19 protein-coding genes and 2 pseudogenes are annotated in these 21,128 nt (G+C 67.3%); 14 read left to right on the top strand and 7 right to left on the bottom strand.

Translation table 11 applies throughout. From position 1 onward, the window contains the following. Positions 1–106 precede the first annotated feature (106 nt). Positions 107–286 (bottom strand): hypothetical protein, encoded by a 180-nt coding sequence (locus ACIBB8_RS23915; RefSeq protein ID WP_398955229.1) that lies wholly within the window; start codon positions 284–286, stop codon positions 107–109. Between the two features lie 65 nt (positions 287–351). Between ACIBB8_RS23915 and ACIBB8_RS23910 the strand changes: the two genes are divergently transcribed. Next, the gene (locus ACIBB8_RS23910) at positions 352–912 is read left to right on the top strand and encodes a TetR/AcrR family transcriptional regulator (RefSeq protein ID WP_398955227.1); all 561 of its coding nucleotides are present in this window, start codon (positions 352–354) and stop codon (positions 910–912) included. 136 nt (positions 913–1,048) lie between these two features. Here the strand turns inward: ACIBB8_RS23910 and ACIBB8_RS23905 are convergent, their stop codons facing one another. Together ACIBB8_RS23905 and ACIBB8_RS23900 are read right to left on the bottom strand one after the other, a co-directional pair. Beyond that, positions 1,049–1,255: a DUF397 domain-containing protein gene (locus ACIBB8_RS23905; RefSeq protein ID WP_398955225.1), complete on the bottom strand. Its 207-nt coding sequence runs from the start codon at positions 1,253–1,255 to the stop codon at positions 1,049–1,051. After that, positions 1,239–2,084, bottom strand: coding sequence for a Scr1 family TA system antitoxin-like transcriptional regulator (locus ACIBB8_RS23900; protein ID WP_398955223.1), 846 nt, complete (start codon positions 2,082–2,084; stop codon positions 1,239–1,241). The genes ACIBB8_RS23905 and ACIBB8_RS23900 overlap by 17 nt, the downstream gene beginning before the upstream one ends. Positions 2,085–2,234: 150 nt before the next feature. On the opposite strand from ACIBB8_RS23900, the gene ACIBB8_RS23895 reads away from it, so the two are divergent. Both ACIBB8_RS23895 and ACIBB8_RS23890 read left to right on the top strand, forming a co-directional pair. Then, positions 2,235–2,879 carry a histidine phosphatase family protein gene (locus ACIBB8_RS23895; protein WP_398955240.1) on the top strand — a complete coding sequence of 215 codons (645 nt, stop codon included), beginning with the start codon at positions 2,235–2,237 and terminating at the stop codon, positions 2,877–2,879. 247 nt (positions 2,880–3,126) lie between these two features. Beyond that, complete coding sequence (locus ACIBB8_RS23890; RefSeq protein WP_398955221.1) at positions 3,127–3,438, top strand: cupin domain-containing protein; 312 nt, start codon at positions 3,127–3,129, stop codon at positions 3,436–3,438. Positions 3,439–3,613: 175 nt separating this feature from the next. Here ACIBB8_RS23890 and ACIBB8_RS23885 read toward each other — a convergent pair. Then, positions 3,614–3,943: pseudogene (locus tag ACIBB8_RS23885) on the bottom strand (IS200/IS605 family accessory protein TnpB-related protein); the annotation flags it as partial. Between the two features lie 136 nt (positions 3,944–4,079). Then, positions 4,080–4,388, bottom strand: a pseudogene (locus ACIBB8_RS23880) (hypothetical protein); the annotation flags it as partial. Positions 4,389–4,889: 501 nt separating this feature from the next. Between ACIBB8_RS23880 and ngcE the strand changes: the two are divergent. From ngcE to ACIBB8_RS23830, 10 genes are all read left to right on the top strand, one after another. After that, on the top strand, positions 4,890–6,338 hold the full coding sequence (ngcE, locus tag ACIBB8_RS23875) for an N-acetylglucosamine/diacetylchitobiose ABC transporter substrate-binding protein (RefSeq protein ID WP_398955219.1): 1,449 nt from the start codon (positions 4,890–4,892) through the stop codon (positions 6,336–6,338). A 50-nt stretch (positions 6,339–6,388) separates the two neighbouring features. Next, positions 6,389–7,312, top strand: coding sequence for a sugar ABC transporter permease (locus ACIBB8_RS23870; protein ID WP_358856364.1), 924 nt, complete (start codon positions 6,389–6,391; stop codon positions 7,310–7,312). After that, entirely contained in the window at positions 7,312–8,229 is a 918-nt protein-coding gene (locus ACIBB8_RS23865; RefSeq protein ID WP_366693078.1) for a carbohydrate ABC transporter permease, read from the top strand. The genes ACIBB8_RS23870 and ACIBB8_RS23865 overlap by 1 nt, the downstream gene beginning before the upstream one ends. A gap of 201 nt (positions 8,230–8,430) precedes the next feature. After that, complete coding sequence (locus ACIBB8_RS23860; RefSeq protein ID WP_398955215.1) at positions 8,431–9,630, top strand: ROK family protein; 1,200 nt, start codon at positions 8,431–8,433, stop codon at positions 9,628–9,630. 124 nt (positions 9,631–9,754) lie between these two features. Next, positions 9,755–10,852, top strand: a complete 1,098-nt coding sequence (locus ACIBB8_RS23855; RefSeq protein ID WP_398955213.1) for a substrate-binding domain-containing protein — start codon at positions 9,755–9,757, stop codon at positions 10,850–10,852. A gap of 268 nt (positions 10,853–11,120) precedes the next feature. Then, positions 11,121–11,915, top strand: coding sequence for an ATP-binding cassette domain-containing protein (locus ACIBB8_RS23850; protein WP_398955212.1), 795 nt, complete (start codon positions 11,121–11,123; stop codon positions 11,913–11,915). Then, positions 11,912–13,228: a sugar ABC transporter permease gene (locus ACIBB8_RS23845; protein WP_398955210.1), complete on the top strand. Its 1,317-nt coding sequence runs from the start codon at positions 11,912–11,914 to the stop codon at positions 13,226–13,228. The genes ACIBB8_RS23850 and ACIBB8_RS23845 overlap by 4 nt, the downstream gene beginning before the upstream one ends. Before the next feature lie 211 nt (positions 13,229–13,439). Further along, on the top strand, positions 13,440–14,018 hold the full coding sequence (locus ACIBB8_RS23840; RefSeq protein WP_398955208.1) for a SelB C-terminal domain-containing protein: 579 nt from the start codon (positions 13,440–13,442) through the stop codon (positions 14,016–14,018). Between the two features lie 186 nt (positions 14,019–14,204). Then, a complete protein-coding gene (dxs, locus tag ACIBB8_RS23835) occupies positions 14,205–16,133 on the top strand; it encodes a 1-deoxy-D-xylulose-5-phosphate synthase (RefSeq protein ID WP_398955238.1) in 1,929 nt (642 codons plus the stop codon). Positions 16,134–16,306: 173 nt separating this feature from the next. After that, positions 16,307–17,818, top strand: coding sequence for an amino acid permease (locus ACIBB8_RS23830; protein WP_398955206.1), 1,512 nt, complete (start codon positions 16,307–16,309; stop codon positions 17,816–17,818). A gap of 1 nt (position 17,819) precedes the next feature. Here the strand turns inward: ACIBB8_RS23830 and ACIBB8_RS23825 are convergent, their stop codons facing one another. Further along, positions 17,820–18,230, bottom strand: coding sequence for an NTP pyrophosphohydrolase (locus ACIBB8_RS23825; RefSeq protein ID WP_398955204.1), 411 nt, complete (start codon positions 18,228–18,230; stop codon positions 17,820–17,822). Between the two features lie 39 nt (positions 18,231–18,269). Next, positions 18,270–19,373: an LCP family protein gene (locus ACIBB8_RS23820; protein ID WP_398955203.1), complete on the bottom strand. Its 1,104-nt coding sequence runs from the start codon at positions 19,371–19,373 to the stop codon at positions 18,270–18,272. Positions 19,374–19,862: 489 nt separating this feature from the next. Here ACIBB8_RS23820 and ACIBB8_RS23815 point away from each other — a divergent pair, with 489 nt between their 5' ends. Continuing rightward, positions 19,863–20,939, top strand: a complete 1,077-nt coding sequence (locus ACIBB8_RS23815) for a hypothetical protein (RefSeq protein WP_398955201.1) — start codon at positions 19,863–19,865, stop codon at positions 20,937–20,939. Positions 20,940–21,128 lie beyond the last annotated feature (189 nt).

Below are 21,128 nucleotides of genomic sequence, written 5' to 3'. Positions count from 1 at the left end.
CGCTACTCTGCACGTGAAAGGTGCCCCCACCCGCTCATGATCCAAGCCTTAGACAAGCCGGATCATCGCAGGTCAAGGGGCACCTTTTCCATGCTATGACAGAACGTCACCGTCCTTGGAATTCGCGGTGAAACACCGAGGCCAGGTCGGTCACGCAGTCCGGGTCGATGTCACCGGGAGCGAACACGGTGTTGTACGTGTTCCATCCGGCACCGATCTTGGTGCGAGAGGCGAACGGGGCCTTGTAGGTGCCCGTGCCGACGTAGATAGAACGATCGATCCACATACGACTGCGTCTCGTAGTAGATAGACCGGTTGTTCTACCGTCAACCCCGTGTCAGAATTGGTGACGTGGCGACGACAAGACCGGGACCCCGCGAGCGGCTGCTGGAAGCGGCCCGTGACCTCACGTACACCCAGGGCGTGCACGTGGGGGTGGATGCGATCCTCAAACAGGCCGAGGTCGCTCGCCGCTCCCTCTACCAGCACTTCGGTGGCAAGGACGGTCTGATCGCCGAACTCCTGCGCGGCTACCCGGGCGAGGCCCGCTACCGCCAGGTGATGGACGACGCCGGTGACGATCCGCGCCGGCGGATCCTCGCGGTCTTCGACGACCTGGAGAACGTCACCCAGCGCCCGACGTTCCACGGCTGCCGCTACACGTCGGCGGAACTGGCCCTCACCGACCCCGAGCACCCCGCGCACGCGGAGGTCCGCGCCTTCAAGGACGGCCTGCACGCGCTGTTCACCAGCGAACTGACCCGCTACGGCCATCCGGCCCCGGAGTTCGGTGCCAATCAGCTCGTGGTCCTGATCGACGGCACTCTGGCCCACGCGGTGACCCGCCCGGACGCCCATCCGGCCCTGGCGGCGCGGGGAATGGCGGAGCTGCTGCTCGACGTGAGCGCCTGACTCGTGTGGGGGTGGGTGACCTCGGCCGGAAGTCCGGCGGTGAGTGGCGTACGGATCCGGGCGGCGGTGGCCGGCGCGAACAGGACGACGGCCGTGCGGCGACCGGCCGGACCTGCGATGCACCTACTGAACTGCTTCAGAACGCACGGCTCTTGACACTTTTGACGAAGGCCGTCCAGCCGGCCGCCCCGAACACGAGCACCGGACCGTCCGTGATCTTGCTGTCGCGCACGGGGACGAGGTCCGGAGCGCCGTCGGCCACCTCGACGCAGTTGCCGCCGTCCCCGTTGCTGTAGGAGGACTTACGCCAGGTTGCCGTGGTCAGATCAGCTGCGGTAGTCATCGGTCGCATAGTCCTTCGCCGTCGATTCGATCAGGGCCAGGGATGCCTCCGGCGACAGCGCGGCAGCCCTGGCGAGATCGTATGCGGAACCGAACTGGTCCACCACCGATGTTTCCTCGATGAGTTGGCCGCCGTAAGCGCCTTCGGTATACACGGCAGGTGGGGCATCAGTGAAGCGCATCAGCGTGACCGAGGTGTCCAGGAACAGGGGCGCCCCGGCGGAGAACGGAAACACTTGAGCGATGAGGCGCGTACGTGACCGGGTCTGCTCTGCGAGGTGCGTGAGTTGCTCAGCCATGACGGCGGCTCCGCCCATCAGCACCCGGAGGGCGGCCTCGTGGACAATGACCCAAAGGATGGGAGCCGTTGGGGAGTCGAGCAGCTGTGCCCGATCCATCCGGGTCCTGACGTGCCCCTCGACGAAGGACGACGTGGCGAACGGCTGAGCGGCCTGAGTCAGGGCCCGTGTGTACGCCTCGGTCTGCAGAAGTCCCGGCACCACCAAGGATGAATACTCCTCGATCGACTTGGCACGCTCCTGGAGTTCCGCAGCATCGGCGAAATAGCTTGCCACCTTGGACTTGCGGGCCAGCCGGCACAACCGCTCCAGATGCTCCCCGATACCGAAGAGCTGATCGAAGACGCGGGACATGTCGATCTGCGGCCGCCGATTCGCCGACTCGAACTGCCCGATGTACGAGCCCGAGCAGAAGACCCGCTCGCCCAGCTGCTCCTGGGACAACCCGGCGGCCTCGCGCAGGCGGCGCAATTCGGAGCCGTAGAAGGCTCGCGGGTTGGTGTGCGGGTCCAGCTCCTTGGGTTGCGGCATGTGGCGGAATGTAGCCGGACACGAGCTCCCCGGACCCGGAAACGAGGTACCGGCCACCCCATCGTGGACGGTCCGGAATGCAATCGTGGATCAGCGGGTTTGCACATCCGCAGCACGCGGCGCGAACAGTACAGAGAGCGGATGGCACCCATGGGCGAGTTGATCCTTATCCGGCACGGCGAGACCGAGTGGTCCCGGAACGGGCGGCACACGAGCCACACCGATCTGCCCCTGACCGGCCTAGGCGAGCGTCAGGCCCGTGCTCTGGCGCCGCTGATCGCTGACCGGAAGATCGGGCTCACCCTGGTCAGCCCGGCCCTGCGCGCCCGGCGAACCGCCGAGCTCGCCGGCCTTGACTCGCCCCGTGTCACACCTGACCTGCGCGAGTGGGACTACGGCGGCTACGAGGGCGTGACCACCGTCGAGATCCACCGGACCCGGCCCTCGTGGAACCTGTGGACCGATGGCGTCACCCCCGGCCCCGAGGCGCACCCCGGGGAGACGCCGGCCGAGGTGGGCAGGCGCGCCGACCGCGTGCTCACCGAAGTCCGGACGGCCGCCGAGCAGGTGGGGGACGCGGACATCGCTCTCGTTGCGCACTCCCACTTCCTGCGCGTGCTCACCGCCCGCTATCTGGGGCTGCCTCCTGCCGGGGGCACCATGTTCCAGCTCGCCACGGGGGCCGTCTCCCGGCTCGGCACCGAGCACGGGCAGCCGGTTATCACCGCCCTCAACCTGGCCCTGCCCGAGAGTCTCTTCCGCGCCGCCGTCCCGGAGTTGCCCGAGCAGGCCTGAGCAGGCCCACGCGGTTCAGTCCATTGCCGTCCGTCCCCATGTCGCCGCGCATCGCGTCCCGCACGCTCATCACGGCAGCGCAGGAGGGGCCGGCCTCGTGAACAGACCCTGCTGCTGGGTCCCGGCGTGCCGGTGCGGCGCTGGTGGCGGCACGTATATTCGGCTGGTACGACACTGCGATCAAGCCTGTGACGTGGGCTTGTGCGGCCCGGAGAACGAGTACGAACCAACAGCGAGGAGCAGGTCGATGACGACAACCGCTCGCCCGAGCGTGCAGCACGAGGACGACCGGGTTCGGGTCACCCGCTGGGACTTCGAGCCGGGGACGCGTACCGGCCGCCATGTCCATGCGTACGACTATGTGGTCGTGCCGGTCGTCGACGGTGTCATCAGTGCCTTCGCGCCCGACGGGTCGGTGACCGAGTCGCAGCTCCGGGCCGGTGAGTCGTACGCCCGCCCGGCCGGTGGCGAGCACGATGTCGTCAATACCGGTGGTGCCTGGCTGGCCTTCGTCGAGATCGAGCTCAAGGGGACATCGGCTGCGGCCGTGTCGTCCTGAGCCCGAGCGCCGCGGACCGCCGGGGATGCCGTCCCCGTACCTCGCGCCTCCTCGGCGGTCGGCCCGATCCGACGACCGACTTCGGCTGCATCGTGGGACGAAGAGTGCCCGGCAGTAGGCAGCCCCGCGACGCCTACTGCCGGGCACTCCGAAGAACGGCCGGTACCTCACGCGAGGTTCCGGTGAGGTACCAGCGGCCGCGCCGGGTGTCGAGGTGGATGCGGTAGGCGACGGCCCGGTTGGCTTCGATGCGGTCGGCCCACTCCGTGCCCCGGTGCGCGAACGCGATGCGGACGGTGAGGGTGTACCGGCCGTGCTGGGCGTTGGCCAGGTGCGCGAGCGGGGCAGGCAGTCTGATGCTGACCTCGCCGTCCGGGGTGACGCGGATCGTCTCGTTCCCGAACCGCTTCCCCGACTCACCATCAGCGGCAAGAAACCAGCGCTCCGCCTCCCAGCGTTGCCGCCACTGCTCCTCGGTGAGCTCGGCCTGGGCGAGATGGTGACGGCCGATCTGCGGCGAGAACGGGCCGGCGTACTGGTCCTTGCCGTCGACCCGCTCGAAGCCCGAGTTCGGGTGAGGTACAGCCGGTACAGGCTGGAGTAGAGCGTCGTCAGCCGGTCGGCGTCCGCGCCCTCGACCTGGCTCGGATCTCTGTGACCTTATCGGTGACATTGCCCGGTATTCCGGATGAGAATCCGCCATCGATGCCTGATGACCTCTTTTTTCCGCCAGGCCCCTCTTCCGCGGTGTTGCGCCAGTCCGGCTGCTTTTCGTCTGCCTCGAACGAAGAGGTGGATGTCTCGTCGACTGTGGTTTTTTCACTCCTTTCGGGGAAATGTGCCGACTGGGCGGCGGCCGCCGTCGGGGCGGACACGACCAGGACCAGTGAAGCCGCAATGAGTGCGGCTGTGCGGCTTTGTCTCTCGCGAGAACCGTGTCGGGGCTGCATGCCGAGCCATTCCTCCCGAGGAAGTGCGCTTGGACAACGTTGTCAGGGTGATGCGCAGGATCCAGTAGGGAGCCAAGTGGCTAGATGTGTCAAGGGTGTTGGGCATGAACCGCCGGGAGAATCGACCGTATTGCGGAAATCGTTACACCTGGACGAGGGCGCACGGGGCTCATGTATCCGCGAGGTCTCAACTCGGGAAAGACTGCCGCCCAAAGCTGCATTCGATCTTGCTCAGTTGGCTGCAAGTGGACTATACCTGTCGGCGTCTGTCCCGCCGTTTTCCGCGCGGGCGGACAAGGGGGCCGGGGGAACGGTCGAGGAGGTGCCATGGGGTGCATCCGTCGCTCGATCTCCCGAATCCCCCACTGCATCCGGCTAGCCTGCAAAATCAGCATGACCCAAGCGCAACTGACCGCGGTGGCGGGGCCCTTCGCCTGAGGCGAATTTCGACGGGCGACCGGTACACACCGCCTGAGTCCTGGAGAAGGCGAGGACTTGAGCATGGGATTCACCTCCGGCCACACGAATGAGGGCCTTGGCCGTCGCGACGTGATCAAGCGGTCTGCCGCACTCGGTCTGATCACCGTTCCGACCATGAGCTTCCTGTCGGCGTGTGCGAGTAGCGACAGCGGCACCGACGACTCGGTCAAGAAGGGCAAGACGAGCGCCAAGAACCCGCTCGGCGTCAACGAGACCGCTGCCCTCGACGTCGTCATCTTCGATGGCGGTTTCGGTCAGCAGTACGCGATCGACGCGGAGAAGAAGTACAACGAGGCCTTCCCGAAGGCCCCGAAGGTCAAGCACACCGCGACCCAGAAGATCCAGTCGCAGCTGCAGCCGCGCTTCAACGGCGGCACCCCGCCGGACCTGATCGACAACTCGGGCGCCGAGCAGATGGACATGGGTGTCCTCGTCGGCAAGAAGCAGCTGCTCGACCTGACGCCGCTGATGGACGCCCCGTCCATCGACGACCCGAGCAAGAAGGTCCGCGACACGCTGCGTCCCGGTGTCCTGGAGATGGGCCAGTTCGACGGCGACCCGGTCTGGATCATGTACTACGCGTACACGGTCTACGGCGTCTGGTACTCGCAGACCGCGCTGGACAATCTCGACGCGCAGTACCCCGAGACCTGGGACGACATGCTCGCCCTCTGCGCGAAGGCGAAGAAGAAGGGCATCGCCGGCTGGACGTACGCCGGTAAGTACCCGTACTACCTGCCGTTCTCGCTCTACCCGTTCATCGCCAAGATCGGTGGCCGGGAGGTTCTCGACAAGATCGACAACCTGGAGCCGAACGCCTGGAAGGACCCCGCGGTCAAGGCGGCGTTCGAGGCGTACTACGAGCTGTACAAGAAGGGGTACGTCCTCAAGGGCACCCCGGGCATGACCCACATCCAGTCGCAGACCGAGTGGACCAAGGGCAAGGCGCTCTTCATCCCGAACGGTTCGTGGGTGGAGAACGAGGCGGCGCCCACCACGCCCAAGGACTTCAAGATGATGGTCTCGGCGCCGTCCAGCCTGGACGCGTCCGACAAGATGCCGTTCGGTACCATCTGGGCCTCCGGCGGTGAGCCCTTCGTCGTCCCGGCCAAGGCGAAGAACCCCGAGGGCGGCATGGAGCAGCTGCGCATCATGCTCTCCGAGGAGTCCTCGAAGAACTTCACCAAGCAGGTCAAGTCCCTCAGTGCCTTCAACGGTGGCACCGACGGTCTGACCCTGTCCACGGCCATGCAGGCCGGCGTCGACGCGCTGAAGAAGGCCGGCGACAACGTGGTGAACCCGCGCCTGCAGGACTGGTACGTGAAGCTCCAGAAGGAGCAGATCGGCGTCGCCGGTATCGGCGAGATGATGGCGGGCCGCGCGACCCCGGCGGAAGCCATCAAGAAGATCCAGGCCTTCGCGGACGCGGCGGCCAAGGACCAGTCCATCAAGCACTACAAGCACCAGTGAGCAACCGTCACCAGCGGCGGCACCCGCGGAAAGATCGGGGTCGGTAAACGATGCAGCACGGCAAGTACCGGTTCATCGTGGGGTTCTTGGCAGCCCCACTGGCGTTGTACGCAGTCTTCGTCATCTGGCCGTTCATCCAGTCCATCTACTATTCCTTCACGGACTGGACCGGTCTGAGCCCGGACTTCAAGATGGTCGGCTTCGACAACTACACCAGGATGCTCAAGGACGACATTTTCTGGAAGTCCCTGCAGCACAGCGTGTTGCTTGTGCTGCTGCTGCCGCTGGTGACGCTGGGCCTCGCGCTCTTCTTCGCCTTCATGCTCAATGTCGGCGGCCGACGGCGGAAGAACGCCACGGTCGCCGGCGTGCGGGGCTCGGGCTTCTACAAGATCGCCTACTTCTTCCCGCAGGTGCTCTCTATCGTGATCGTCGCCCTGCTCTTCCAGTTCGCGTTCAACCCCAGTGACGGGATGCTGAATTCGACCCTGAAGGGCATCGGTCTCGGCTCCATCCAGCCGGACTGGCTGGGTGATCCGAACCTCGCGCTCATCTGCGTGATGTCGGTGCTCGTCTGGTCGACGGTCGGGTTCTTCGTCGTCCTGTTCTCCGCCGGAATGGCGTCCATTCCGAAGGACTTCTACGAGGCGGCGCTCCTCGACGGCGCCAACCGCATCACGACGTTCTTCCGGATCACCCTGCCGCTGCTCTGGGACACGGTGCAGTCGGGCTGGGTCTACATGGGAATTCTGGCGCTCGGCGTGGAGGCGTTCACGGCCGTACAGGTCATGACCGTGGGCCCCGGTGGTCCCGACTACTCGACCACGGTCCTGCCGCTGTACGTGTACCAGACGGCCTTCCGTGACGGCCAGGCAGGATACGCAACAACGATCGGTGTCGGACTGCTCATCGTCACCATGGCCTTCGCGGCCATCGTGATGCGACTGGGCCGGCGCGAGCGGCTGGAGTTCTGATGAAGACCACTGACACCCCTCCCGCGCCTGCGGCGGACCGCGTGCCCGTGTCGCCGGTGACCGTGCCCGGCGGCAAGAAGGAGAAGAGCAGCGAGGGCTCCGTCCTCAATGTCTTCTCGCACGGTGTGCTGATCATCTGGGCGATCCTGGTCGTCATGCCGCTGCTCTGGGCGGTGATGGCGTCCTTCAAGACGGACGACTCGATCCTGTCGACGCCGTGGGCGCTGCCCGACAAGCTGCACTTCGAGAACTGGTCGCGCGCCTGGAGCCAGGCGCACATGAGCGACTACTTCTTCAACACGATCATCGTGGTGGGCGGCTCGCTCATCGGCACCCTGCTGCTCGGTTCCATGGCGGCGTACGTACTGGCGCGGTTCGACTTCCCCGGTAACCGTTTCCTTTACTACCTGTTCATCGGCGGGATGAGCTTCCCGATCATCCTGGCGCTGGTCCCGCTGTTCTTCGTGATGAACAACATGGGACTGCTGAACACGGTGCACGGACTGATCCTGGTCTACATCGCGTACTCGCTGCCGTTCACCGTCTTCTTCCTCACCTCGTTCTTCCGGACGCTGCCGACCTCGGTGGCCGAGGCGGCGATGCTCGACGGGGCCTCGCACACCCGGACGTTCTTCCAGGTGATGCTGCCGATGGCGAAGCCGGGCCTGATCAGCGTCGGCATCTTCAACTTCCTCGGGCAGTGGAACCAGTACATGCTGCCGACGGTGCTGAACACCGACCCGGATCACCGGGTGCTCTCCCAGGGCCTGGTCGAACTGGCCACCAGCCAGGGATACAAGGGGGACTGGTCCGGCCTCTTCGCCGGTCTGGTGATGGCGATGCTGCCGGTCCTCGCGGCCTACATCATCTTCCAGCGCCAGGTCGTCGCGGGCCTGACCGCGGGAGCCGTGAAGTAGCGGCCCGCCGAACACCGTAGAGACGGACGAACCGCCCGTCGGCCCTGTGCCGGCGGGCGGTTCGTCCGTTCTCTGTGTCCGCCCCTCGGGGCCTGCCCGCTCATCCGAGGCTCGGACTGCTCAAGGTCTTGACGGGGAGGACCCCAAAACGGTCAGCTTAGAGTTCACATGTTAGAGAAAACGGTAGGAGTGAGAGAGTCGATGGAGACTCCGGGGTCGCAGACATCTCTGCATCGCGCCAACCTTGAGCGGGTCGTGCGTGCCGTACGTATGGCGGGTTCGCTCACCCAGGCGGAGATCGCCAGAAGCACGGGCCTCTCCGCGGCCACGGTCTCCAATATCGTTCGCGAACTGAAGGATGGCGGCACGGTCGAGGTGACCCCCACCTCGGCGGGCGGCCGCCGGGCCCGCAGCGTCTCCCTGAGCGGTGACGCGGGCATCGTGATCGGCGTCGACTTCGGACATACGCATCTGCGGGTGGCGGTCGGCAACCTCGCTCACCAGGTGCTTGCCGAGGAGTCCGAGCCGCTGGACGTGGACGCCTCGTCGGCGGAGGGCTTCGACCGGGCGGAACAGCTGGTCAAGCGGCTGATCGAGACGACCGGGATCGGCCCGGACAAGGTGATCGGAGTGGGCCTCGGCGTTCCCGGTCCGATCGATGTGGAGTCCGGCACGCTGGGCTCCACGTCGATCCTGCCGGGCTGGACGGGCATCAATCCGAGCGCGGAACTCGCCGCACGGCTGGGCGTGCCGGTGTACGTCGACAACGACGCCAATCTCGGGGCGCTGGGCGAGCTCGTCTGGGGGAGCGGCCGGGGGGTCAAGGACCTCGCGTACATCAAGGTCGCAAGTGGTGTCGGCGCGGGTCTGGTGATCGACGGGCACATCTACCGGGGGCCGGGCGGCACAGCCGGCGAGATCGGCCACATCACGCTCGACGAATCGGGCCCCGTCTGCCGCTGCGGGAACCGCGGGTGCCTGGAGACCTTCACCGCCGCGCGGTACGTGCTGCCCTTGCTCCAGCCCAGCCACGGGTCCGATCTCACGATGGAACGGGTGGTCAAGCTGGCCCGGGAGGGCGATCCGGGCTGCCGCCGGGTGATCGCGGATGTCGGGCGGCACATCGGCAGCGGCGTCGCCAATCTCTGCAACCTGCTCAACCCCAGCCGGGTGGTTCTCGGTGGTTCCCTCGCCGAGTCGGGGGAGTTGGTGCTCGGGCCGATCCGCGACTCGGTGTCGCGCTATGCCATCCCCAGCGCCGCCCGGCAGCTCTCGGTCCTTCCGGGGGCCCTCGGCGGCCGGGCCGAGGTGCTTGGTGCGCTGGCTCTCGTGCTGAGTGAAATGGGCGATTCAACCCTTTTGGAGAGCGCCCTGCCCACGGCAACACCTGCCTTCACTTAGATAACGAATGGCACCGTTGTCATCTCGTTAAGGATTTACTCCTTGACGTTGACGTCGCAGCCGAGTTGACTTCCAGCCACCTCGGCCGCAACGTCGCGGCCTCGTCAGGGAGGCAAACCCAACAATGAAGGCAACGACGCGACGCATCGTCATCGGCACGGCCGCAGTTTCGATGGCCGTCTCCCTCGCCGCCTGTGGCAAGGCGGGCGACGGCAAGGACTCCGGCAGCGGCGGTGACAGCAAGACCATCGGTCTGCTCCTGCCGGAGAACAAGACCACGCGTTACGAGACGTTCGACCGCCCCATCATGGAGGCGAAGATCAAGGCGCTCTGCGCCGACTGCGAGGTCAAGTACAACAACGCCGCGCAGGACACCGAGACCCAGAAGAAGCAGTTCGACGCGCTGGTCACGCAGGGTGTGAAGGTCATCATCCTGGACTCCGTCGACTTCAAGGCCACCAAGTCCTGGATCCAGCAGGCGGAGAAGAAGGGCGTCAAGGTCGTTGCGTACGACCGCCTCGCCGAGGGCCCGATCTCCGCGTACGTGTCGTACGACAACGAGAAGATCGGCCGCCTGCAGGGCGAGGCCCTGGTCAAGGCGCTCGGCGACAAGGCCAAGAACAGCAATGTCGTCATGATCAACGGCTCGCCGACCGACCCGAACGCCCCGTTCTTCAAGAAGGGCGCCCACAGCGTCCTGGACACGCAGGTCAAGAAGGTCGTCTACGAGCAGGACATCCCTGACTGGTCGCCGGACGAGGCCAACAAGAAGATGGGCGCGGCCATCGACTCCCTGGGCAAGAACGGCTTCCAGGCCGTTTACTCCGCGAACGACGGAATGGCCGGCGGCATCATCACGGCCCTCAAGAAGCAGGGCGTGAAGGTCCCGGTCGGCGGCCAGGACTCCGAGCTCGCCGGCCTGCAGCGCATCCTGCAGGGCGACCAGTCCTTCTCGATCTACAAGCAGATCAAGCCGGAGGCCGAGACCACCGCCGAGATCGCGGTCAAGCTCCTCAAGGGCGAGAAGTTCGACTCCCTGACGCCGACCAAGGTCGACAGCCTCTCGGGCGAGTTCAAGGGCATCCCGTCGCGGCTGTACGACGCCTCGGTCGTGACCAAGGAGAACATCGCCTCCACGATCATCGCGGACAAGGTCTACAAGGCCGAGGAGATCTGCACCGCCGAGTACAAGGCGGCCTGCGACGCCGCCGGCATCAAGTAGCCCCCGAGGGGAAGCCCCGGGCACCTCTGCCAGTCCGGCACCCGCCCCGTCAAAGCCCCGCAGGCGGGGGCGGGTGCCGGACTCCTTCCCAGGTCCGGTCGTCGGGCCGCCGCCGCCCCCCTCGGGCGACGACGGCGGCCCGACGACGGGACCTGGGGGCCCGTCGTCTCTGTCGCGCGATGGCCCTGCGTCTCACGACAACGCTCCGACGACGGCCCTACCCCCTGTGCTCAGCAGCACGATCCCCGCCGGTCAGGCGGCGAAGGAGATGATTCACGTGTCCGCTACGCCCGTGCTGGCGTTGCGCGGAATCTCCAAGCGGTTCGGCGCCGTTCAGGCGCTCACCGACGTGGACCTGGAGATTCACTCCGGCGAAGTAGTTGCCCTGGTCGGCGACAACGGCGCCGGCAAGTCCACCCTCGTCAAGACCATTTCGGGCGTCCACCCGATTGACGAAGGCGCCATCGAGTGGGAGGGCGAGACGGTCCGGATCAACCGGCCGAACGACGCCCAGGAGCTCGGAGTCGCCACCGTCTACCAGGACTTGGCTCTCTGCGACAACCTCGATGTGGTCGCCAACCTCTTCCTCGGCAGCGAACTGCGCAAGGCCTCCGTCCTCGACGAGATCGAGATGGAGAAGCGCGCCAAGGAACTGCTGGACACCCTGTCCATCCGGATACCCAGCGTCCGTATCCCGGTCGCCTCGCTCTCCGGCGGTCAGCGCCAGGTCGTGGCCATCGCCCGCGCCCTGATCGGTGACCCCAAGGTCGTCATCCTCGACGAGCCGACCGCGGCCCTCGGTGTCGAGCAGACCGCCCAGGTCCTCGACCTCGTCGAGCGGCTGCGCGAGCGCGGTCACGGGGTCATCCTCATCAGCCACAACATGGCCGATGTGCGCGCCGTCGCGGACAGGGTGGCGGTGCTGCGACTGGGCCGCAACAACGGAGTCTTCGACGTGGCGACCACCTCCCACGAGGAGATCATTTCCGCTATCACCGGCGCCACGGACAATGCCGTCACGCGCCGTCAGGCACGCACCGCCACGAAGGAGGACGCGAAGTGAGCGACCTCGCCAAGACCCCCGGGACTTCCACCGACAAGCCCGCCGCCGAGGCGGCACCGGCGGCCGAGCAGTCGGCGGCCCCTATCCCCGCCGTGGACCCGCGCCTGCTCATCCGCGAGGAGGGCTTCAAGGGCTACTGGTCCGAGTTCACCCGCAAGGTGCGCGGCGGCGAGCTCGGCTCACTGCCGGTCTTCGTCGGGCTGATCGTCATCGCGATCGTCTTCCAGTTCCAGAACAGCAACTTCCTCTCCGCCAGCTCCGTCGCCAACATCGCCGTCTACAGTTCCGGCCTCGGCATCATGGCGGTCGGCATCGTCTTCGTACTGGTGCTCGGCGAGATCGACCTGTCCGTCGGCTCGGTCGCCGGTGTCGGCGCGGCCGTCTGGGCCGTGCTCAACGTCAACCACGGCTGGAACGACTGGCTGGCGGTTCTCGTCGCTGTGCTCTCCGGCATGGCGCTCGGCGCCCTGCACGGCTTCTTCTTCGCCAAGATCGGGGTGCCGGCCTTCGTCGTCACCCTGGCGGGCTTCCTCGGCTGGAGCGGTCTGCAGGAGTGGATGATGGGTGGTGAGGGCTCGATCAACACGCCGTCCGGCAGCGTCGTCGAGAACCTGACCAACTACTTCTTCGAGGACAAGGCCGCCGGATACGGTCTCGCCCTGGTTGCCGTCCTCGCGTACGCCGCCTCGCTTCTGATGGACAGCAGGCGCCGTAAGGCCGCGGACCTGCCTGCCCGTCCGACCACCGAGATCGTGCTCCGTACGGGCGTCGTCGCGGTCCTGTGCTTCGTCGTCGCGTACGTGCTGAACGAGCCCTCGGGCGCCCGCGGCCTGCCGCTGGCCCTGGTGCTCTTCCTCGCCGTGCTGGTCGTCGCGGACTTCGTGGCCCGCCGGACCACCTTCGGCCGCCAGGTCTTCGCGGTGGGCGGCAACCCGGAAGCGGCGCGACGCGCCGGTATCAACGTCGACCGGGTCCGGATCACCGTCTTCGCGCTCTCCGGAATGCTGGGCGCCTTCGGCGGTCTCTTCATCGCAAGCCTGTCGGGCGGTGCCACCAAGAGCGTCGGCGGTGGCAATACGCTGATGCTGGTCATCGCGGCCGCCGTCATCGGCGGCACCAGCCTCTTCGGCGGCCGGGGCAAGGTCTGGTCCGCGCTGCTCGGCATGATCGTGATCCAGTCGATCCAGCAGGGCCTGAACATGATCGGTATGGCGAATGCCATTCAGTACATGATCACAGGCGCTGTTCTGCTGGCCGCAGTGGTCATCGACTCGGTCTCCCGCCGCACCCAGAAGACGGCGGGCCGCGCGTAGCACCACGCTGCCCGATCCTGTGCCCGGCGCCGATACAGGCGCCGGGCACAGCTGTGTCCGGGGACGGATGCGGCGCGGCCGTGTCCGCGGGTGAAGGTGTCACCCCGGCGCGACGGCGGCGGCGCTGCGTGCGCTGACCTCGTCCGGCCACCTGGCCCCCGACCGGGAGCCGCTGGCGGGCAGCGACGAGGTCGCCGGCTGGATCGTCGACGTGACGTGGTGGCGCCACCGCCGGGAACTGCTGGCGGCGGCTGCGCGGGGCTGGGCAGCCGACCATCCGCTTGCCCCCGCCCTGCCGCGGGAGAGCGCGCTGCGCCTGACCGGCTTCCCCGACACCGCTCTGCTGGACGCGGCGGCGGACGGGCTCGGCATGGTGCGGGACGGATCCGGGATCCGGGAGGCGAATGCGCGTCCGCTCCTGTCCGACCGGGCACAGGACGCACCGGACACGCTCTGCGCGCGGCTGCGCGGCGAGCCGTTCGGCGCGCCGGGGCAACCGGAGCCGGCAGAGCTCGGCCTCACCACCCCGCACCTGCGCGCGGCCGTCGACCGCGGCCTGCTGTTCCGCGTCGGGCAGGGCGTGTATGTGCACCCCGACGCGGTGCGCCTCGCGCCGGCCCGGCTCGCGCCGCTGCCCCAGCCGTTCACCCTCAGCGCCGGCCGTCGGACGCTCGGCACCTCCCGCCGGGTCGCCGTACCCCTCTTCGAGCTCCTCGACCGGCTCGGGCACACCCGCCCCACTCCCGACGGCCTCAGGCATCTGGTCGCGAGTAGCGACGTGACTCCCTGACGTCACGTGATCTCGCACGGGTTCACCGAAAAACACGGAACACAAGACATATCAAGAGATATGTGGTATTTCCCGCCGAAGGTGTGACACAGGAACGCGCCCCCTGCCGAAAGCCGTCCCGTGCGGAACATTAGACTCTGCGGGATCGGCAAGAAGCTCGACCGGCTCATACGCAAGGAGGCACGGGTGCCGTTGCTGACCCACATCAGGGGACCGCGCGACCTGGACCGGCTCGGCCCGGAGCAGCTGAACCAGCTCGCCGAAGAGATCCGGACCTTCCTCGTCGACGCCGTTTCCAAGACCGGTGGCCACCTCGGCCCCAACCTGGGTGTGGTCGAGCTGACCATCGCCCTGCACCGGGTCTTCGATTCGCCGAAGGACAAGGTGCTTTTCGACACCGGGCACCAGAGCTATGTGCACAAGCTGCTCACCGGTCGCCAGGACTTCTCGAAGCTCAAGAGCAAGGGTGGCCTCTCCGGTTACCCCTCGCGCGCCGAGTCCGAGCACGACATCATCGAGAACTCGCACGCCTCCACCGTCCTCGGCTGGGCCGACGGTCTCGCCAAGGCCAACGAGGTACTGAAGAAGGACGACCATGTCGTCGCGGTCATCGGTGACGGCGCACTCACCGGTGGCATGGCCTGGGAGGCGCTGAACAACATCGCCGCCGCCAAGGACCGTCCGCTCGTCATCGTCGTCAACGACAACGAGCGCTCCTACGGCCCGACCATCGGCGGCCTCGCCAACCACCTGGCCACGCTCCGTACCACCGACGGCTACGAGCGCTTCCTGGCCCGCGGCAAGGACATCCTGGAGCGCACCCCCGTCGTCGGGAAGCCGCTCTACGAGACGCTGCACGGCGCCAAGAAGGGGCTGAAGGACTTCATCGCCCCGCAGGGCATGTTCGAGGACCTCGGCCTGAAGTACGTCGGCCCGATCGACGGCCACGACATCGAGGCCCTGGAATCCGCGCTGCAGCGCGCCAAGCGCTTCGGCGGACCGGTCATCGTGCACTGCCTCACCGAGAAGGGCCGCGGCTACACCCCCGCCCTCCTCGACGAGGCCGACCGCTTCCACGCCGTCGGCAAGATCCACCCCGACACCGGCCTGCCCATCTCCACCTCCGGCCTCGACTGGACCTCCGTCTTCGGCGAGGAGATGGTCAAGCTCGGCAGGGAGCGCGAGGACATCGTCGCGATCACCGCAGCCATGCTCCACCCGGTCGGCCTCAGTAAGTTCGAGAAGGCGTTCCCGGACCGCATCTACGACGTCGGCATCGCCGAGCAGCACGGCGCGGTCTCCGCGGCGGGCCTCGCCACCGGCGGACTGCACCCCGTCTTCGCGGTGTACGCCACCTTCCTCAACCGCGCCTTCGACCAGGTCCTCATGGATGTCGCCCTGCACAAGTGCGGCGTGACGTTCGTCCTGGACCGTGCCGGTATCACCGGCACGGACGGCGCTTCGCACAACGGCATGTGGGACATGTCGATCCTGCAGTGCGTGCCGACCCTGCGGATCGCCGCCCCGCGCGACGCCGACCAGGTCCGCGCCCAGCTGCGCGAGGCCGTCGAGGTCGACGACGCCCCGACCGTGGTCCGCTTCTCCAAGGGTGCGGTCGGCCCGGCGGTCAAGGCCGTCGGCCGGGTCGGCGGCATGGATGTGCTGCGCACGTCCGACGCGCCCCGCCCGGACGTCCTCCTGGTCTCCGTCGGTGCGCTCGCCCCGATGTGCCTGGAGATCGCGGACCTGCTGGACGCCCAGGGCATCACGACGACGGTCGTCGACCCGCGCTGGGTCAAGCCCGTCGACGAGGCCATGGCGCCGCTCGCCGAGCAGCACCGCGTCGTCGTCACCGTCGAGGACAACAGCCGGGCCGGCGGCGTCGGTTCCGCCGTCGCCCAGGCGCTGCGCGACGCCGGGGTCGACGTACCGCTGCGCGACTTCGGTATCCCGCCGCGCTTCCTTGACCACGCCTCCCGCAAGGAGGTCATGGCCGAGATCGGGCTGACCGCGCCGGACATCGCCCGTCAGGTCACCGGACTCGTCGCCAAGCTGGACGGCCGCTTCGACAGCGATGCCGACAGCCGCTCCGTGATCGAACCCGCGCGCGACTGACCTGTTCGAGCACGGTCCCAGCGACCGGCGAGCGATACGGCAGATGGGCCGGTCGGCCACCCTGTGAGGGTGGTTCGACCGGCCCATTCGCGTGAAATCGCCGGGTGCGGAGCCTCCCGCGACCGATGAGGTCCCAATCATGGCGTACACGACGAGCGCGTGGAGGTACGCCGGTGACTGCCCAGCAGGACACACCACCCAGGAAGGGCGGACTGTTCCGGACCAAGACGGTCGAGCAGTCGATCCGCGATACCGAGGAACCGGAGCACGCGCTCAAGAAGTCACTCTCCGCCCTGGACCTCACGGTCTTCGGGGTGGGTGTCATCATCGGCACCGGCATCTTCGTCCTCACCGGCAAGGTGGCGAAGGAGACCGCGGGACCCGCCACCGCCCTCGCCTTCGTGGCCGCCGCCATCGTCTGCGCGCTCGCCGCTCTCTGCTACGCCGAGTTCGCCTCCACCGTGCCCGTCGCCGGCTCCGCATACACCTTCTCGTACGCCTCGCTCGGCGAACTCATCGCCTGGATCATCGGCTGGGACCTGGTGCTCGAATTCGCCCTGGGCACCGCGGTGGTGGCGGTCGGATGGTCCGGCTACGTCCGCTCGCTGATGGACAATGTCGACTGGCACATGCCCGGCGTGCTCTCCGGGCCGGATGTGGCAAATGGATTCGGCTTCGACCTCCTGGCCTTCCTCCTGGTGCTCGTCCTGACCGCCGTCCTGGTGCTCGGCATGAAGCTCTCCGCCCGGGTCACGACGGTCGTGGTCGCCATCAAGCTGGCCGTCGTCCTGATCGTGATCATCGCGGGGCTCTTCTTCATCAAGGTCGCCAACTACTCTCCCTTCATCCCGCCGGCGCAGCCGCAGCCGGCCGGATCCGGACTGAGCGCGCCATTGATCCAGCTGATGTTCGGCTACGCACCGACCAACTTCGGCGTCATGGGCATCTTCACCGCAGCCTCCATCGTCTTCTTCGCCTTCATCGGCTTCGACGTCGTCGCGACGGCCGCCGAGGAGACCAAGCTCCCGCAGCGCGACATGCCGCGCGGCATCCTCGCCTCGCTCTTCATCTGCACGGTGCTTTACGTCGCCGTATCGCTGGTGGTCACCGGCATGGAGCCTTACACCGAACTGTCGGTGAGCGCCCCGTTGGCCGATGCCTTCAAGGCCGTCGGCCATCCCGTCTACGCCGGGTTCATCAGCTTCGGCGCGGCGGTCGGCCTGACGACGGTGTGCATGATCCTGCTGCTGGGGCAGACCCGGGTGTTCTTCGCGATGAGCCGCGACGGGCTGCTCCCGCGGTTCTTCTCCAGGACGCACCCGAGGTTCGGCACCCCGTACCGCCCGACCATCCTGCTCGGCGGGATCATCGCGATCGTCGCCGGCTTCACCAGCATCAACGAACTGGCGACGCTGGTGAACATCGGCACGCTCTTCGCGTTCGTCGTCGTCGCGCTGGGCGTCATGGTGCTGCGCCGCACCCGCCCCGATCTGCACCGCGCTTTCCGCACCCCGTGGGTGCCGGTGCTCCCGATCCTCTCGGTGGCCGCGTCGGTGTGGCTCATGCTCAACCTGCCGGCCGAGACCTGGCTCCGGTTCGGCATCTGGATGGTCATCGGCGTGATCATCTACTTCGCGTACGGGCGCAGCCACAGCCGGATCAACGTCGAGAGCGGCCGTCCGTGAGTCAGTCCGTACGCGACGGCGGCAGCGGCCGTACGGCACGGGGGCCTGCGCACTGAGCCCCGTACGCCTCCACCCGCTGCCGCAATTCCCGGTCGGCGGTGACGACGACACAGACACGAGCCGCCGAGCCGGCCGTCGCGGCGGCGACCATCTCGACGATCCGGTCGTCACCGCTGCCGGGCGCCGACTCCACGCGTACACCGGGAACGGAAGCGACGTCCCTGGCCCTGCCCTCGACGACCAGGATCAGCTCCGCGGGGCCCGGATACGCGTCCAGGCCATCCACGGCGAACGGGACCAGCGCATCACGCAGCCGCTCGGCTGCGCCACGCCGGTCCCGCCACCATCCGTCGGGTACCGAGCCGACCACATTGGCCGCGTCGACGATCACCAGAGTCGGTTCGGTCCGCATCCCGGAAGGGTGTCATGTGCCGACCGCGGACGGGTCCCGTCAGCCGCCGGTGGCGGGGGACTTCTTCGCGGACTCCGGGATCGTGCTGTCCTCGCGGATCGCCTTCCACAGCTCCTTGGCCTGCGGCTGCGCCGCGACCACCCGGTACGGGTCGATCTTGTCGTACACCACCGGGAGCATGATCGTCTCCATTGAGCCCGGGTCGACGCCGTTCATGGAGCGGGCGAACTTCGAGAGCGACGTCAGCGAGGCGAGTCCCTCGTCGGTCGTCAGCGACTTGGTGGCCGAGTTGGCGATCTTGTACGTGTTGGTCGGACTGCTCAGCAGATCCTGCGACTTGACCTCGCTCAGCAGCGCCAGCAGGAACTGCTGCTGAAGGCCGATCCGCCCGAGGTCGCTGCCGTCACCTATGCCGTGCCGGGTCCGGACGTACGCGAGCGACTGGGTGCCGTCGAGCTTGTGCGAGCCCGCCGTGAGGTCGAGGCCGGACGACTTGTCGTGGATGTCCTGGGGCACGTCGACGGTGACGCCGCCGATCGCGTCGACCAGGTCCTTGAACCCGGCGAAGTTGATCTCCAGGTAGTGGTCGATCCGGACCCCGGACATCTTCTCGACGGTCTTGACCACACAGGCCGGACCGAACTGGGAGTAGACGCCGTTGAACATCACGCGGTTCGCCGACGGCGTCGTCGAGCCGTCCGCCTTGGTGCACTCGGGCCGGGTGACGAGGGTGTCGCGCGGAATGGACACGGCGACGGCCCTGCTCCGGCCCTCGGGTATGTGCACCACCATCGCGGTGTCGGACCGGGCGCCGCTGACGCTGCCACCGCCGCCCAGCGCCTTGTTCTCGGCGCCGGCCCGCGAGTCCGAACCGATGACCAGCAGGTTCTGACCGCTGGTCGGCAACTTCTCGGGCCGATCGTCACCCAGCGCCTTGTTGATGTCGACGCCCTTGATGTTCCCGTCGAGGCTGCTGTAGAGCCAGTAAAGGGTGCCGCCAGCGGCGAGGAGCAGCGCGAGAAGGATGCCAAGGGTGATCTTGAGGCCCTTGCGCTTGCGCTTCTGTTCCTTCTTGCGGCCGCGGTTTGTTGCTTCCGCCGGTCGTGAGGCCCTGGGGCCCGGGGGCATGGCGTCGTGGCTCATCCTGCTCGAGTCCCTTGATCTCGTGGCCCGGAGGGGCCGGGGTGGGGTTGGACTCGGGTGGGGGGAGGAGCCGGTCCGACTTTTGTGGTGGATGAGAACTATAGACAGTCCATCGAGCGAGCGTACGAGTACTAGGGCGTGTTTCGAAAGTCCCCCTGCCAGGCGTCGCCTGGCACGCACGCTTGCTGCGTTGTCGGGCTCGCCCCGATACGACCGGTATCGGGGCGACCCTCCGCCTTGCGATCGCACGCACCGGACGCCGCCAGGCCCGCCCTACGGGCGGACGACGCTCCTTCCGAAACACGCCCTACGCGGCCCGTTGAGCTGGCGCGGGGGCGCGACGTCGGCAGGACGGGCCGATTGCCGCAGCTCCGAGTCCCCGACGCACCCTCGTTGCGAGGGTCTAGGATGTGGCAGATTCGAAACCATGCGCGATGTGCCATGGTGCGATGAATCGGGTGCCAGTTCTGGAAAGGTGACGGCGGATCCATGCTTGGACGCGATGCCCGCGCGACCTCAGAGGTCGCCCCTGCTGCTCGGGCGTTGGACGGTATCTGGCTCACCCGTGGCAAGGACGGCCGGCTCACCGTATACGTCCACACCGAGGACAGCCTGCGTCGTTGGACACAGACCCGTCCGGGGGGCGGGGAATGGCATTGTTCAGACCTGGCGACGGTGGGGCATCTGACACATCTTTCCGTTGTTCAGGACGCCAATGCCTACGTCCACTTTGTTGGCCGGCGTGAGCGCGTCGTCGGCTCCACGGTGACCACCGACATCGTGTACGCGATCCAGTACCAGACTGGGCGGCCGGTCTCGGCGTGGCGCTCGCTCGGCAATCCGCACAAGGACGCGGCAGGGGGGCATCGGATCGGCGCCCCCGCCGTTGTGGTGAGCGAGTCGGGCGAGGTCCACATCGGCATCCGGAACGCGGGCGGCGGACTGATGTTGCGCCGCGAGCGGGCCGACGGCACATGGCGTGGCTGGGAGGACCTTCGCGGTTCACACATCACGGGAGTTCCCGCGGCGGTCGCGCTCACATCCGGGGGCGTCGAGATGTTCGCGGCAAGCGACGGCGGGACGCTGCACTGGCAGCAGAAGGAAGCGGGTGGGGGCTGGAACGAGGTCCAGCCGTCGAGGCTCGCAGTGCGGGCGGGCACTCTGGCCGCGCTGGAGACAGCTCCCGGCCGGGCCACCTATTTCTGGACCGACCCCGCGGGCGGTGTCATGGCCTACCGTGCGGGGGCCTGGCCCATGGTCCTCGGCGGTGCCCCGGGTGACGGGCCGCACGCGGTGATCCGGATGGCCCTGGACGGGTACGACTGCACCGTGCTGGCACACCGGGGAATCAACGGCACGGCTGTGGTTGGCCTCGGCGTGACCGAGAACGAGGCCAACGGTGTGTGGTGGTCGGACACCGGGGTGCCATGTCTGGCAACCCCCGCGTTGACGCACGACGTCTTCGGCCGACTCGTGATGGCAGTGATCGGTGATGACGGGGCTCCGCGACTGGCTCTTCAGACGGATGCACCGGGTCTGACACTCGACGAGTGGCACGCCATCTGAGGCGGAGTCCCGTTTTGACGCGGTCGAGGTTCCGCGAGGGATGCGCCGTGCTCCTACCGTCGTCGGATGGTTGTACCGCCGAGGCCATGACATGAATCACGTGCACGAGTCCAGCTCTTGTCCAGGATCATCACGTGATCCGCACATTGACATCGTTTAATGTTTACTTAAGATTTACGTCTGGTGCTT

The sequence above is a fragment of the Streptomyces sp. NPDC051286 genome (assembly GCF_044455345.1).
In the GTDB taxonomy this organism is placed as follows: domain Bacteria; phylum Actinomycetota; class Actinomycetes; order Streptomycetales; family Streptomycetaceae; genus Streptomyces.
This window is presented reverse-complemented; position numbering and strand designations above follow the sequence as displayed.

Excerpts from the sequence above, each read along its gene's own strand:
- ACIBB8_RS23855 (WP_398955213.1), top strand. The coding sequence starts at position 9,755 with ATGAAGGCAACGACGCGACGCATCGTCATCGGCACGGCCGCAGTTTCG.
- ACIBB8_RS23820 (WP_398955203.1), bottom strand. The coding sequence starts at position 19,373 with ATGAGCCACGACGCCATGCCCCCGGGCCCCAGGGCCTCACGACCGGCG.
- ACIBB8_RS23890 (WP_398955221.1), top strand. The coding sequence starts at position 3,127 with ATGACGACAACCGCTCGCCCGAGCGTGCAGCACGAGGACGACCGGGTT.
- ngcE (WP_398955219.1), top strand. The coding sequence starts at position 4,890 with ATGGGATTCACCTCCGGCCACACGAATGAGGGCCTTGGCCGTCGCGAC.
- ACIBB8_RS23850 (WP_398955212.1), top strand. The coding sequence starts at position 11,121 with ATGATTCACGTGTCCGCTACGCCCGTGCTGGCGTTGCGCGGAATCTCC.
- ACIBB8_RS23865 (WP_366693078.1), top strand. The coding sequence starts at position 7,312 with ATGAAGACCACTGACACCCCTCCCGCGCCTGCGGCGGACCGCGTGCCC.
- ACIBB8_RS23900 (WP_398955223.1), bottom strand. The coding sequence starts at position 2,084 with ATGCCGCAACCCAAGGAGCTGGACCCGCACACCAACCCGCGAGCCTTC.
- ACIBB8_RS23915 (WP_398955229.1), bottom strand. The coding sequence starts at position 286 with ATGTGGATCGATCGTTCTATCTACGTCGGCACGGGCACCTACAAGGCC.
- ACIBB8_RS23895 (WP_398955240.1), top strand. The coding sequence starts at position 2,235 with ATGGGCGAGTTGATCCTTATCCGGCACGGCGAGACCGAGTGGTCCCGG.
- ACIBB8_RS23815 (WP_398955201.1), top strand. The coding sequence starts at position 19,863 with ATGCTTGGACGCGATGCCCGCGCGACCTCAGAGGTCGCCCCTGCTGCT.
- ACIBB8_RS23825 (WP_398955204.1), bottom strand. The coding sequence starts at position 18,230 with ATGCGGACCGAACCGACTCTGGTGATCGTCGACGCGGCCAATGTGGTC.
- ACIBB8_RS23870 (WP_358856364.1), top strand. The coding sequence starts at position 6,389 with ATGCAGCACGGCAAGTACCGGTTCATCGTGGGGTTCTTGGCAGCCCCA.
- ACIBB8_RS23860 (WP_398955215.1), top strand. The coding sequence starts at position 8,431 with ATGGAGACTCCGGGGTCGCAGACATCTCTGCATCGCGCCAACCTTGAG.
- ACIBB8_RS23905 (WP_398955225.1), bottom strand. The coding sequence starts at position 1,255 with ATGACTACCGCAGCTGATCTGACCACGGCAACCTGGCGTAAGTCCTCC.